Origin of the sequence: Alteribacter keqinensis (genome assembly GCF_003710255.1) — a bacterium.
GTDB classification, from domain to species: Bacteria; Bacillota; Bacilli; order Bacillales; family Salisediminibacteriaceae; genus Alteribacter; species Alteribacter keqinensis.
Genome location: NZ_RHIB01000002.1, coordinates 685,050 through 698,869, shown reverse-complemented (window position 1 = coordinate 698,869; position 13,820 = coordinate 685,050). Strand labels below are relative to the sequence as shown.

Sequence of the window (13,820 nt, the reverse complement as noted above, 5' to 3'; positions counted from 1 at the left end):
AATTTTTATTAGGAACTGGAACATTTAAGGAAAGGATAGCGGAAGATGGAAAGTCATTACCTGCAGCTTATGTCAGAATCTATATCTTAAGGTTTAAACATGTTACTATAAGTACATAGTAGAGGTATCCCAGATGCCATATAAGAAGCGATAGAGAGGTTGAATGCTATGGAGAATAAAGAAACTTCTTCTAACTTTATAAAGACAATTATGCAGGAAGACTTGCTCTCGGGAAAGCGCGATGAGATCATTACCCGTTTCCCGCCGGAGCCAAACGGATACTTACATATCGGTCACGCCAAGTCCATTGCCTTGAACTTCGGACTTGCAGATGAATTTAAGGGTAAGACAAATCTCAGGTTTGATGACACGAACCCGTTAAAAGAAGATCAGGAATACGTAGATGCAATCAAAGAAGATGTGAAGTGGCTCGGGTTTGATTGGGACGGTTTACACTTTGCATCCGACTACTTTGAGGAAATGTATGAGCGGGCGATTGTTTTGATCAAGAAAGGTCTCGCTTATGTAGAAGACCTCTCCATTGACGAGATTCGCGAATACCGCGGTACTCTTACAGAGCCGGGTAAAGAAAGCCCTTCACGTTCCCGAAGCGTAGAAGAAAACCTGGCATTATTTGAACAAATGAAGGAAGGCAAGTTTGAGAACGGAGAAAAAGTCCTAAGGGCTAAGATTGATATGAGTTCGGGCAATATGAACATGCGTGATCCGGTATTATACCGTATTTCTCATACGACTCACCACAATACAGGAGATACGTGGTGCATTTATCCGATGTACGCATTCGCGCACCCGCTGGAGGATGCGATTGAAGGGGTAACCCACTCAATTTGTACAACAGAATTCGAAGAACAGCGGCCGTTATACAACTGGGTCGTTGAAAATACAGATATGCCGGTTCAGCCGCAGCAAATCGAGTTTGGCCGTTTGAATTTGACAAATACAGTTATGAGTAAGCGAAAATTGAAGCAGCTTGTGGACGAGAATGTTGTCGACGGGTGGGATGATCCCCGTCTACCGACGATTTCCGGCCTTCGCCGCCGCGGATTTACACCTGAAGCCATTCGGGAATTCATTTACGAAACCGGTGTCTCAAAGGGGAATGGTGCTGTAGATGTACAAATGCTCGAGCATTACATTCGTGAAGACCTGAAATTAAAAGCTCCACGTACAATGAGCGTAATCCGTCCGTTGAAAGTGGTTATTACGAACTACCCTGAAGGAGAAAGCGAGATGCTCGAAGCGGAGATCAATCCGGAGAACCCGGAGATGGGAACCCGTCAGATTCCATTCTCCCGTGAGATTTACATCGAGCAGGAGGACTTTATGGAAGACCCTCCTAAAAAATACCACCGCCTTTATCCGGGTAATGAAGTGCGCCTGAAACATGCTTATTTCATTAAGTGCGAGGATTTCGTTAAAGACGAAGAAGGAAATGTTGTTGAGCTTCACTGTACGTACGACCCTGAAACGAAGAGTGGGTCCGGCTTTACGGGACGTAAAGTAAAAGGAACGATTCACTGGGTGGATGCCAACGACTCGAAGCCTGCTGAATTCAGGCTTTACGACAGCCTTATCCTTGATATGGAGGACGAAGAGGAACTTGAAGGAGCGGAAGAGAAAACATTTATGGACCTTGTGAATCCCAACTCTCTTGAAGTGCTTCAAGGGTTTGTGGAGTCAAATATGAACGATGTAAAAGCTCAGGATAAGTTCCAGTTTTTCCGACACGGCTATTTTAATGTTGATCCGAAGCACACAACCGAAGAAAAGCCGGTATTTAACCGGATTGTTTCTCTGAAAAGCTCATTTAAGTTTAAAAAATAATTGTTAATAAAAGCCTGTGTCCTAAATGATTTCTTTAGGAGACAGGCTTCTTTCATTTCTTATTCAGGTGAAGCTTTTCCGCACCTGAATGAATGATCGTGGCTTCAACGTTAATTTCTGTCAGCAAATCCTTAGTAAGTTCGAGTTCTCCTGCCTCGTTTGTGAATTCTCTCCATTTTTCAGGGTCTTTTCTATACAGGCTGTGTGATAGGTTGTAGATATCGGCACCTATTTCGACACCTTTTTCAAACGTACGTCTGATATGGCCTTCCACCACTTTTTCGGTGTTTTCAATCAGGAACTGTTCGTCTACCTCTTCCGTAATCTCGATAACCGTTGCTGTCACAGCCAATTCAATGGAAAAAGCAACAGAATCACCGGTAATCTCAGGCACTACTTTTAGTTTAGGATCAGTAACAATCTCTGTGACAACAGGCCTGTCATTCTTACGAAGAATAGTCGCATTTCTTCCGGCTTCATCATCAATATAAACCAACCCGTTAATGTCTGCTCCTGCAAGACTGCCTTTGTAGGAATCTTTTGTTAGAAAGCCTGCCTTGTTTAAGCTGAGGTTATTTCCGTAATCCAGCGGGTCGTACCATTTTTTTCGGACGATGTTGACAGACGGGAGGCTGACAGTTCTTCCCGGTTCGTACAGTTCAGCTTCAAAACGACTTTTACGAATAGGTTGGACCCGTGAACTTTGCTCATAACTTTCGCCAGGTTCGCCTAAAAAAGAGTAGAGAATGCTTGTCTGCATAACAGGGAAGGTTCCTAAAATTTCGTTTACAGGGTCTGAAGTAATAAACATCCATAGGGTGGGCCTAATTTCATAGTACCTGGAAAAGTCATCGAGTACATTTTTAAAGGCTTCCCCCATTACCCGTTCATGAAAGACAACGGAAGAAAGGTGCCCCCAATAAATTCTCCGTTGTGTTGACACGTATAAATTATGAATTGCTGCCACCACCGACTCCCCTGTTCCTTTGGCAATACTCACATTTTCATGCTGGTTACCAATAGTTCCTCCACTGTCCCCATCTTCCCCCCCTCCGGCAAAGTTAATAATCTGTCCATAGACAACATATTTTTCATCTACATAATCTACACCAATGGAGTGGATGTAGTACTGTCCTTCCAGTTCTTTTGAATCCCAGCATCCCCCCAGTGTGAGACAAGAGAGGCAGAGGAGAAGAACGTTTGTGATGATTCTCAGCTTCATTGTGATTTTCCCTGCCTTTCATCATCATCCGTATGGAGAATAGCAGGTCTTCTCGTCTGTATTTTCCTGGGAATTCTTAAAATACTTGATAGCCATTCTCTCGCCCTGAAAGGTCCAAGTGGTGCCATATACGGAATTGAATAGGAGCGCAGATTACTCACATACAGCAGGATAAAAAAGGCACTGATAAAAAAGCCGAACAGGCCCAGCGCAGCGGAACTTAGCAGAACAAAGAAACGCAAAATGGTTATTGTTCCCTGCAATGCCTGGCTGACGAGAGTAAAGGTAGCTACTGCAGAAGTGGCTACGATAACAACCATGGCAGGGTTGGTCAGGCCTGCATTAATCGCAGCATCCCCTATAATTAACCCACCTACAACGGCGAGTATTTGCCCAATAGCCAGGGGAAGGCGCAGTCCGGCTTCGCGGAATAATTCAAAGAGGCTAACAAGAACGAAGGCTTCCAAAGCTGTCGGTAAAGGGACTCCCTGCCGCGTTTCAGCGACACTTGCCAATAAAATAAACGGAACCTGGTCCTGATGAAAGGCCGATAAGGCAACCCAAAATCCAGGAAGAAAAGTGGCCACCGACAGACCTGCAATTCTCAGCACCCTCTCGAGACTGTTGTAATGCCAGCTGTACTCTGCATCTTCAGCTGTTTTTAAGAATAAGGTGATGGTCACAGGTGCCACAACAGCCTGGGGAATACCGTTAATAAACATCACGAATCTTCCCCTCAGCAATGCGTCACACACGTAGTCAGGTCTTCCGGAATTCTGATACATAGGAAACAGTCTGAAAGAGGATTCAGTAAGCAATTCTTCAAGCTGTTGAGAGTTTAAAATAGCGTCAGTTTCGATTTCTTCAAGAGACTTACGAATGTGTTCGATCATTTGAGGTCTCGCTATATCCTTCATGTACAGGAGGGCGACTTTTGTTTGACTTCTTTCTCCAATAACAAACATTTCACATGACAAGGAAGTTGTTTTAAGCCTTTTGCGAACGAGTGCAAGGTTTATGTCAAGTTCCTCAATAAAGCCGTCTCTTGGCCCCACTACAGATATTTCATTGTTGGGCTGCTCTGGACGGCGTTGGGGGCGTTGTGAGATTTCGATCGTGTAGACTTCTCCGCTGTTTTTCTCAAAAAGGATTAGATCACCGTTAAACGCACTGTCTATAACCTGATTCATGCCGGTTATCCTTTTAAACGTTGAGTTTTTCCTGTATGTCTCCAGGCTTTTTTCATTTAATAGGTGGGTTTCAATGGTAGGAATAACGGTTTTGTTCAGTAATTCGAGATTTGTAAGTCCTTTTGTATAGATTAACAGGACCTGGGAAGAAGGCTGTTCATTAAATTGATAATCTTCCACTACAACATCGCTGCAATGCTTAAATGCTTTTCTGAGTTTTTCCTCCGACACAGCATGATCATTTTCATGAGGAAGGGTCGGATTTGTTTTGTTCTCAGGTTGCGTTTTTTTTCTTTTTTTGAAAAAAATCATTTCTTGGCACCTCCTTTCGTTTTAATCAGGGTAATCATGAGCAGGAGCAGGGAACTGCAAAACAAAAAAGCCAGCGAGAAAGGAAGGAAGTATGTCTGCATAAACTTTATAAACTGCATATCTGAAAAAGGTAAATAGAGGGAACAAACAATAATCACAGAGAGAAAAGCAAGCCCGATTACCCGGTTCTTACCAGGTTTTATGTCGAGCAGGTCCACCACAATAAACAACATCAGCGAAATCCTAATAAACGCCCCTGAAAGCCATTGGTAAATAGAGAGAAAATCCACGTGTTCAATATAGCGGCCCATCGTTACAAGGCCCCATTGCTGATAGGCAGGGAAACGAAGCTGCTTCATCTGCTCTACACCGAATGCAGCGATACCCCCGGTGAGGGGGCCAAAGGAGAGACCGCCTAATAAAATGACGATCAATGCCACTTGCCAATATTTATAACGGAATTTTACACGGTGCTGGATTAGAAGGAGGAGAAAAAGCTCTGCCAGTCCTGCTCCTGGATAAATCATTCCCCGAATGACTGGCTGGAAGCCATGTTCCAATACAGGGGTTAATAAGGAGTAATCTTTCACCGGTATATTAACAGATGCGACAAAAATGCCAAATATAATGATGATTGGCAACAGGAGAATGTTTAAAATCGCCAATGTCCGGATGTTGGTAACAGCTGTGCAGAAGCACAATAGGATGTAAGTGATTACAAGGATGAGCTTCGGTGTCTCCGGTAAATACGAAACTTTTGTCCAGGTGACCAGGTCATTCAGAGTGACAACTGCGAGGGAAAGTAAAAAGAGGATAAGGACGAATACCACGATATTTGCTGTGACACTGCCGGCATGATCAATTAACCATTTGTATATATTCTTTTGATTGCTCTTTTTATTTATAAAGACAATAATATAAACCCACAGGAGTGCAATAGCGTTTGCAAGGGTTATTGATATCCAACCGTCTCTTCCTGCGGTTTCTACTAATGGCGGAAGAATAATGACGTGGTTTAGAAGCCCTATTGAAGTGATGAAAAGAGCCAGGGTATGAAAAACATTTATTCGTTCATTTTTTCCATGCATGGTTAGACCCCATTTAGTGTTATTACTTGTAGCATCTACTGTAAGTACACAAATATGCATATTTTGGAATAAAAGCTGTTAACCAATGAAAGAGGTCAAATGGTGTAAATGTACCTGTAAGTCTGGGATTTTAAGGTTTATTGGGGAGTAGTCATCATGGTCTGTAGGAAAAGAGGGGTTCTTGAAGAAAACAGAATTGGAGTCTAACGAAATATATTTACCCTAAGCGAAGAGCAGTTGGTTATGTTCCCGATAGAAGGAGTATGTCTGTATAAACATACAGCAGGCTGTCCCTGAGGTTGTTGGCCTTTTGGGACAGCCTGTTGCTGTGCAATGTGGTTATTCACATGTGAATAACTAAAGTGAGGAGGATCGAGTCGATGTTCCTTTCAGGAGGTTTTCTTTTGAGAGGAGGTTCTCAAATCCTTCTCTAAGTCTGATGATCGCAGATTCCTTCCATTCTTTTTCTTTAGGGTAGTATAAGTCTCTGAACGAATCAAAAATCCTCTGTGCGTCTTTTTCTTTTTCCGCTCCATACCAATAGAGCTGGTTTTCATTTATGACTGCTTTCATTACATTCAGCTGGTCGTCCATTCCTTCACCCATTGTTCCAATTTCAAACAGGCCGGTTATTAGGGAACGCTCCGGGTAATATTCCATCGCTCTCCTGTAAAAGAAGTTGTTTGATTCTCCTACACCGTCTTCCTTGCCGTTCTTTTGAACATTCTTTATGCCATAATAATCACTTACTTCATGTTCGCTGCGATCGTCATAGGCTGAAATGACGTAAGTCAGCTCCTGGGTGGGTCCAAGTCCTGTATGAAGGTCTATGTGGACAATGTGCTCGAAGTGTCTTAGGACCTCATCCTGAATGTTCATCATGACACTTGTGGAATCCTCATAACCGGCTCCACCGTAGTAGACCCCCTTTTCAAACTGGTACTGTCCCTTGGATTTTGCACTTTTCACGCCTTTATAGCCTTCTTTTATCAGGTTTTTAAGCAATTTTGAGTGAATTTTCGTATTTTGTTTTGTCAAATCGTCAATTTCTCCTGCAGGATTATACAAGTCCGCGTTCTTTTTATAGTCTTCGTTAAATGTTGCAGGATGGTTTAGCCAGTCTTGAATATAGTTGCGGTTCAAATCAATGTTGTTTTCGGTAACTCTCCGCCAATGTCTCATCCCCCAAGGGTTTATGCCGTGAACAAAATAAATACCTGTCGTTTCAGGATCCAGTTTGTGCAGATACTCTTCGAAAAACATTTGAAGAGCAGCTGCCCCTGTATATCCTTCAATGCCGTGTTCTCCTGTAGTAATGAATACAACGTTTTCATTTCGTTTTATGGCTTCAGATTTAATAACATCTATCGTATTGTCTTCCTTATTACCGATGGGGTAGGAGTGGAGTCCGGCCTGTGGCCAGAATTCCTTTATGTTCGACAGACTCTCTCTGAATCTCATTCTGGAATGCTCGTAAGTATCTGAAAAATAGTGAAGCATAAACAGACACCTCCTAATAGGGTTCTATTTTCCGCTCTACCTCTCGCGACTCTATATAAAACCTAAAAGGAGGGCAGGCAGAGAATTGCATACCTTTATCTTAATTCGATAGCCTTTCCTATCTGTTTTATTATTACTTTTTTTAAAAAATAGGTAAGAATAACAAGAACAAAGAGAGTAGACGCAGGGAGGTATACAAATGCCTGAAGGTCCGGAAATCAGAATTGCTCCCGCTCGTGTGGCTCTTACTCCCTCTCCGGTGTCGGGTATTTCCTTCTTTTTCTAGGCTCTTCAAGTCTATGAAAATTGTTCTTAGAGGTGCACGGGTGAGACCGGTAGATACTAAGGGCAAGGCAACGCTTATCAATACCCAAGAACAAATCGCCAGCTTCGACTCGCTATTCACAATGAAAAGAATTCGGCATTGCTTTACAGTGCCTCCGATATTGACGTTTTACGAGATGAAGAGGTTCCCGCTCATCCTTTTGTAAGCAGGGCAGGTCCTGATATATTAAGCGAAAAAGTTGCAACCGTAGTTCTTTATAATTGATTTCTGTCAAAACACTTCGTAGTGCGACGGTGGACAGGGCTTCTTTTGGACCAGCGTTTTATCGTAGGGATCGGTAATTATTTGCGCAGTGAGATCCTTTTTGCTGGAAAGATTCCTCCCTCTTTTCGGCCTAAGAACTGCACAGACTTGCAGTTAAGGACTGCATCATATGCAGTCATCGATTTAATGACACATTCCTACGATACAGGTGGGATTACGACATATTTGGATCTCGTTAAAAAGCTGAAGCATAAAGGCCTGACCATAGGGAATTATCGTCATGGGGTTTTTACCGTGAAGATCAGTCTTGTCGTATATGCGGTACTGAAATCAGTAAGATTATTGCCAGTTCAAGACGGTTTTATTTTTGTCCGGAATGCCAGTCATAATTGAAGATAGTTCTTGCCTAAACCAAATACGGTGACAAACAGAAGACTTTATTTCCAATTAACGTAAGTTCGAGAGGAGGCTTACTCCCCACAGAAGTAATGTATACAATTTTGTATACAAGTAAACAAAAAGTACACATCGTGTATACAAACATGTTTACAAGTATACGAAATTGTGTACATGTTGTCATTTTAAGGTGTGTACGGGTTTGTACACTTGTATACACTTTTGTGTACAAGTGTACAAAAATGAATACAACTAAAGGATCATTGACGTTTCAAGTAACCTGCTATACTCTTTAATATAAATGGTACAAGTTACTATTTTTTACCTTATAACTCTATTTATTTTTATGAAGGGATGATGAAATTGAGTAAATCAAGAATTGCTGCAGTTGATGTGGGGAACGACTCCGTTAAAGCATTATTTGGGAAGGCGGATGCTGAATACTACATACCAAACGTCATTGCAAGAGATGTTGAAGATCGTCCTGTTATTGGCATCGAAGAACTGGATGAAAAAGATCCATTGGACGGCATCCATATTCGTGTTCACTCACCTGCGCTGGCAGAAAATAACGTTATTTACCGTGTTGGAAATCTTGCAACAAAAGCAGACAATGCTACTGAACTTGACCCGGGAAGCAGTAAATCTGAGGAAGACCAGACACTCGTCATGCTTTTTGCATCATTAGCTCTTGATGCTGTAAATGATCAAAATAAAGATCGTTTCAAAAAGAATAACAATGTAGTTGAAGCAAACTACACGCTTGGGACAGGGCTGCCTTTACGTGAAGTAAAAGAAGGAAAAGACGTAGGCTACCGTTCGCAGCTTTTAAGTTCTGTTCACCAGGTGGAGTTTTTAGTAACGCCTAAATATCAAGGGATTAAAGTAAACATCAAGTTTGATGAAGTAAAAGTTTATCCTGAAGGGTTTGCTGCTTACATTAATCTTGTAATGGACAAAGACTTAAACATTATCAATCGTGACTTGATAGACAAGCAGATTCTTATTCAGGACATTGGCGGGCTATCCACAGATATTGCTGTGATTCGTAATCGCAACGTTGACGACGACAAAGCACAAGGATTTAACATCGGTGTATCCGAATCTCTTGAACAAATTCGCGAAGAGATCCGCTCAAAGCACGGGGTAGAATTGGACAGCCGCCGTGATGTGGTGGATATTCTGACGAAGAAAAACGACCGTAATCACATTATGGTAAAAGGAAGCCGCACAAGCGTTCACGATATTACAGACCGCATTCTTGTTGAACTGGCTAAAAAGCAGTACCGCCATCTTCGTAACGTATGGGCGAAAAACTCTCAGACAGAGATCTGCTATTTTGTCGGCGGAGGCGCAATGGTACTGAAGGATTACCTGAAAACACTTAACAACAATCTTGATGGTTACAACATCGACTTCTTTGAAGATGAAAAGGAAAGCATCTGGATGATGGCCAATGCTTACTATAAACTCATCTCAGACTCTGTTCGTAAGCAGCAAAAAGCGGAAGAGAAAAAGGGCAAAGAAGAGAAAAAAGCAGTAAAAAACTAACCGGGTGATTCCATGGCTAAAAAGGGGACAAGCGGAATAGAAAGAGGGCAGGCGATTACTTTTCGGCTGCCTTCCGATACACCTGACCATCTTATAAAACAGTTACAAGATTTGAAAGAAACAGAGAAAAGAAATTTTTCAAGCAAGATTGCGCAGTTCGCGCTTGAAGGGGTTAGCCAGTCGCTTCAGAAAGAACGGGAAACGATTACGATCCCCTTGCCTAAAGGGTTGAGCAAAGAACAGCGGAACTGGATTAGACATGCCCATTCCGAAGCCCTTCTCGGTAATATCGTCTATCAGCTGCTTGCAGATCCGATAAGAGCTTCGTCAGTGCTGGCTTCTCTTAACAGCAGTTCGCTGGATATAGACGAGGCTCTCTACCTTCAGGAAGGACCGTCACAGCGTTTTGAGCATTCATACAGTCAAATGCCTGCAGAAGAAAGTTCAAATCAATCTGAAGAGCACTCAAACCGTATGAATAAATCCGAATTTGATGACCAGCTGGACAACTTTGACTGGGGGCAAGCACAGGCAGAGCAGGCTTCTTCATCAGAAACGGAGAAAGAGCCTGAAGAGGAAGATGCAGATGATTTGCTCGGAGGATTTCTGGACCGGATGAATCGTTAAGCGGGTGCCTGTCACCACCCGGATCCTGTCGAAACCATAGGACTTTTCCACACCAGGATAGAAAAAGACCTATGAATACGACAAAATTCGGGGAGAGACAGGCACCAACGAGCCATGGAGCATAATATGCGTCCATGGCTCTTTTTTGTGGAGATAGAGTATTTCGGTCTAAACGTAGAATATAAGTGAATAAGTGTAAAAAAACGAAAGCTATCCGTAATAACAATAGATTGTGCGTAGATTCATTAATAGGAGCTAGCCACAATGTCATCCCCCTACCGCGGTCATGGGCAGATAGACTGTTACTGTGTTTGAATTTTCAAAATTTAAGGAAATTTGGTCTATTGGCAAGTTTATCCTGTTCACCGAAACTAGAATAGTAGATTACTATTTCGGATTTCTAAATGTTGAACAGGAGGGTGTATTATGAAGAAAGGTCTTGTTGCTTTTTTAGCTTCATTAATGGTGTTAACTGTGCCGATGGGGTTAAGCGGAAGTTCACTGGGTTCAGGGCAGACTGTCTATGCGGAGGCGCCGGGTGAATCAGGATCGGCCTTTGACAAAAGAATTACCCAGAGGTTTGATACAGATCTTGTCATGGATCATATTTATTATCTTACTGAAGAGATCGGTCCAAGGGTGGCAGGAACAGAGGAGGAAAAAGAAACCGCTGCCTACATCCAGGATCAGTTAGAAGAGTATGGGTATGACGTTTCAACCCAGGAGTTTGATATTGCCAACCGTCTCTCAGGAACGCTGATCAGCGGGGAGGACGAGTTTGCAATCCGGATTTCACCAGGCTCTGCTTCAACAGGTGAAGAAGGGGTCTTAGGGGAGATCGTTTACTCCGGTTTAGGTCTTGAAGGTGACTTTCCTGCAGAGGTGGATGGAAACATTGCGCTGATTCAACGAGGAGAGATTCCTTTTTGGGATAAAGTTAACCGTGCCCAGGAGGCTGGGGCTGCCGGGGTAATCATTTTTGATAACGCAGAAGCCCTTGTGCCGCCTACACCAAGCCTGGGAGCTAACCAAGCCGATGTTCCGGTGGTAGGTATTACGAAAGCCGATGGAGAACGCCTTCTTGAGGAAAACATGACCGCTGTCATTACGATCAGCGAGGTGACCGATCAGGTATCACAAAATGTCATTGCTGTTAAAGAACCTAAAGGTAAAAAGTCAGACGATGCTGAAATTGTGTATGCAACTGCCCATTACGACAGTGTTCCTTACTCCCCTGGTGCCAGCGACAATGCATCGGGAACAGGGGTAGTGCTTGAGCTGGCCAGAATTATGGCCCCTTATCCGACAGAAAAAGAAATCCGCTTTGTTTTTGTGGGGGCAGAGGAAATCGGGCTTGTAGGATCACGTTATTATGTCAGCCAGCTGAGTGAAGGTGAGATTGCCCGTAGTGCGGCAAACTTCAACTTGGATATGGTGGGCACGAACTGGGAGCCGGCAACGAGTCTGTATGTAAATGTTGTAGATGGAGCGCCGAACCAGGTTTGGCAGTCTGCCAGTGGCGCAGCAGAAAGGCTGGGGAATGATTCTCTTATTTTATTTGAACGAGGGGCTTCCGATCATGTCGCTTTCTATGAAGCTGGAATAGATGCTGCGAACTTTATAAGAAGAGAGCCTGGAACCGCTGCTCTCGAGCCGTGGTATCATACCCCGTTTGATACGATTGATAAAATCAGTGAGAGCCGCTTACAGGAAGGCGGCCAGCTGATTGGTGCAGCGATCTATGACTTTGCCCGGAAAGAACATCCTGGAAAAGGGAAGTCGGAAAACAGAAGAGCAACTGTATCAGGTGCCTATCTCCTGAACGAAGATCAAACTGCGCCTGAAGCAAGGTAACAGCGTAATGTATGAAACCGCCCTGGTTTTTGACCGGGCGGTTTTTTACTATGATGAAAATTACTTGGCCGCCGGCTGAAATTTTAAATAGAAAAAAGACCTATGAATACGACAAAGTTCGGGGAGTGACAGGCACCCGCAGCAAAAAAACAGAAACCTATCCGTAAAAAAGGCTGACCTAAAAAGTTAAAAATCCTTTTAGGTCAACCTATTCTGAAAGAATTATGAAGCTAAGCTTGATGCGCTGTCTTCCTGTTTTTCTTTTCTATGAACGTAAATCTGTCTGATGTACCAGGCAAGAACAAAGCTTGTGAGTGTCAGGCCAATTGCGAGAGAAGGCTGGTAAGCCATACCGAAACCTTCCGGTGCGTAAAAAATGTACGTACAAACGACACTCGTCATAAACATAGCGGGTATGCCGCAGATCCAATGAAACTTGAAATGTTTAAGAAGATACATCGTTGCTGTCCAGAGCATAACCGTAGCAACAACCTGGTTTGTCCACCCTACATAGCGCCACAGGAATGTGTAGTCGATTGTAGCAAGATAAATAGCCGGGACAGTAACCGGAATCGTCGCAAATACGACTTTCTTTTTGCCGGAAATACCTTTAAATGACTTGCCTAAAAACTCAGTCAGCATCATTCGTGATGAACGAAGGGCTGTATCACCAGTCGTAATTGGAAGAATGATAACACCGAGAATAGCAAGGATACCGCCGATCGTTCCAAGTAAGGAAGTAGAGATCTCGTTGACTACACCTGCTGGTCCTCCGGCTGCCAATGCACTTTCCAGTCCGACTGTGCTTCCGAAGAATGTCATACCTGCAGCTGCCCAGATGAGGGCGATAATTCCTTCGGCTACCATGGCACCGTAAAATACTTTACGTCCATCCGATTCCTTTTTTATTGTCCGGGCAATAATCGGGCTTTGAGTACTGTGAAAACCGGAAATCGCACCGCAGGAAATCGTCACCATTAAGAGCGGCCATAACGGCAGCGATTCAGGATGCAGGTTCGTCATTGTCAGATTTGGTATCGGCTGATTTGTAAACAGCAGCGCACCGGCAATAGCCACTGCCATGAAGATAAGGATTGCGCCGAAAACAGGATAAATCTTACCGATAATTTTGTTGACCGGAAGGACTGCTGCAATCAGGAAATAAGCAAAGATAAACCCTAAAGCAGCAAGGAAACTTAGTGGTGTCAGCTCCGCGATCAACTGTGCCGGACCAGCGGTGAAAGCTGCTGCTACTAAAATCATCAGTATAATTGAAATAATATAAATAAAGACTCTTACGTATTTTCCAAGATACCGCCCTACGATTGTGGGATACTGCTCGCCATTGTGGCGAAGTGACAGCATTCCGGAAAAGTAGTCATGAACCGCACCTGCAAACAGACAGCCGACTACAATCCAGATAAAGGCTACCGGCCCATAAAGGGCACCGAGAATCGCCCCGAAAATAGGCCCAAGCCCTGCGATATTAAGCAGCTGAATCAAACTGCCTTTCCACCAGCTCATAGGGACGTAATCCATGCCGTCACGGCTTTTATATGCCGGTGTTTCGTTCCGGTCGTTGATTCCGAAGATTCGCTCGACCACTTTTGAGTAAACCATATAACCAAAAACAAGCAGTAAAATTGAAACGATGAATGTCATCATGGTGTCTGACCCTCCTTGAT

10 protein-coding genes and 1 pseudogene are annotated in these 13,820 nt (G+C 43.5%); 6 read left to right on the top strand and 5 right to left on the bottom strand.

Annotation, left to right across the window (positions count from 1 at the left end):
• Positions 1-168 precede the first annotated feature (168 nt).
• Entirely contained in the window at positions 169-1,845 is a 1,677-nt protein-coding gene (locus EBO34_RS14745) for a glutamine--tRNA ligase/YqeY domain fusion protein (RefSeq protein ID WP_122899861.1), read from the top strand.
• A 52-nt stretch (positions 1,846-1,897) separates the two neighbouring features.
• On the opposite strand, the gene EBO34_RS14740 is transcribed toward EBO34_RS14745, so the two are convergent.
• The 4 genes from EBO34_RS14740 to EBO34_RS14725 all read right to left on the bottom strand — a co-directional run bounded on the left by EBO34_RS14740 (position 1,898) and on the right by EBO34_RS14725 (position 7,157).
• Complete coding sequence (locus tag EBO34_RS14740) at positions 1,898-3,067, bottom strand: Ger(x)C family spore germination protein (RefSeq protein WP_122899859.1); 1,170 nt, start codon at positions 3,065-3,067, stop codon at positions 1,898-1,900.
• The gene (locus EBO34_RS14735) at positions 3,064-4,569 is read right to left on the bottom strand and encodes a spore germination protein (RefSeq protein WP_122899857.1); all 1,506 of its coding nucleotides are present in this window, start codon (positions 4,567-4,569) and stop codon (positions 3,064-3,066) included. The genes EBO34_RS14740 and EBO34_RS14735 overlap by 4 nt, the downstream gene beginning before the upstream one ends.
• Positions 4,566-5,657, bottom strand: coding sequence for an endospore germination permease (locus EBO34_RS14730; protein ID WP_183163891.1), 1,092 nt, complete (start codon positions 5,655-5,657; stop codon positions 4,566-4,568). Before EBO34_RS14730 ends, EBO34_RS14735 begins: the two co-directional genes overlap by 4 nt.
• Before the next feature lie 357 nt (positions 5,658-6,014).
• Positions 6,015-7,157, bottom strand: a complete 1,143-nt coding sequence (locus EBO34_RS14725; RefSeq protein ID WP_122899853.1) for a M14 family metallopeptidase — start codon at positions 7,155-7,157, stop codon at positions 6,015-6,017.
• Positions 7,158-7,728: 571 nt separating this feature from the next.
• Here EBO34_RS14725 and EBO34_RS21150 point away from each other — a divergent pair.
• The 5 genes and pseudogenes from EBO34_RS21150 to EBO34_RS14705 all read left to right on the top strand — a co-directional run.
• A pseudogene (locus EBO34_RS21150) lies at positions 7,729-7,869 on the top strand (endonuclease VIII); the annotation flags it as partial.
• A gap of 152 nt (positions 7,870-8,021) precedes the next feature.
• On the top strand, positions 8,022-8,096 hold the full coding sequence (locus EBO34_RS21145) for a hypothetical protein (protein WP_346725805.1): 75 nt from the start codon (positions 8,022-8,024) through the stop codon (positions 8,094-8,096).
• A 370-nt stretch (positions 8,097-8,466) separates the two neighbouring features.
• Complete coding sequence (locus EBO34_RS14715; protein WP_122899851.1) at positions 8,467-9,654, top strand: ParM/StbA family protein; 1,188 nt, start codon at positions 8,467-8,469, stop codon at positions 9,652-9,654.
• 12 nt (positions 9,655-9,666) lie between these two features.
• The gene (locus EBO34_RS14710) at positions 9,667-10,281 is read left to right on the top strand and encodes a hypothetical protein (protein ID WP_122899849.1); all 615 of its coding nucleotides are present in this window, start codon (positions 9,667-9,669) and stop codon (positions 10,279-10,281) included.
• 426 nt (positions 10,282-10,707) lie between these two features.
• On the top strand, positions 10,708-12,135 hold the full coding sequence (locus EBO34_RS14705; RefSeq protein ID WP_122899847.1) for a M28 family peptidase: 1,428 nt from the start codon (positions 10,708-10,710) through the stop codon (positions 12,133-12,135).
• Positions 12,136-12,357: 222 nt separating this feature from the next.
• Here EBO34_RS14705 and EBO34_RS14700 read toward each other — a convergent pair whose 3' ends face one another.
• Complete coding sequence (locus tag EBO34_RS14700; RefSeq protein WP_122899846.1) at positions 12,358-13,800, bottom strand: carbon starvation CstA family protein; 1,443 nt, start codon at positions 13,798-13,800, stop codon at positions 12,358-12,360.
• Positions 13,801-13,820 lie beyond the last annotated feature (20 nt).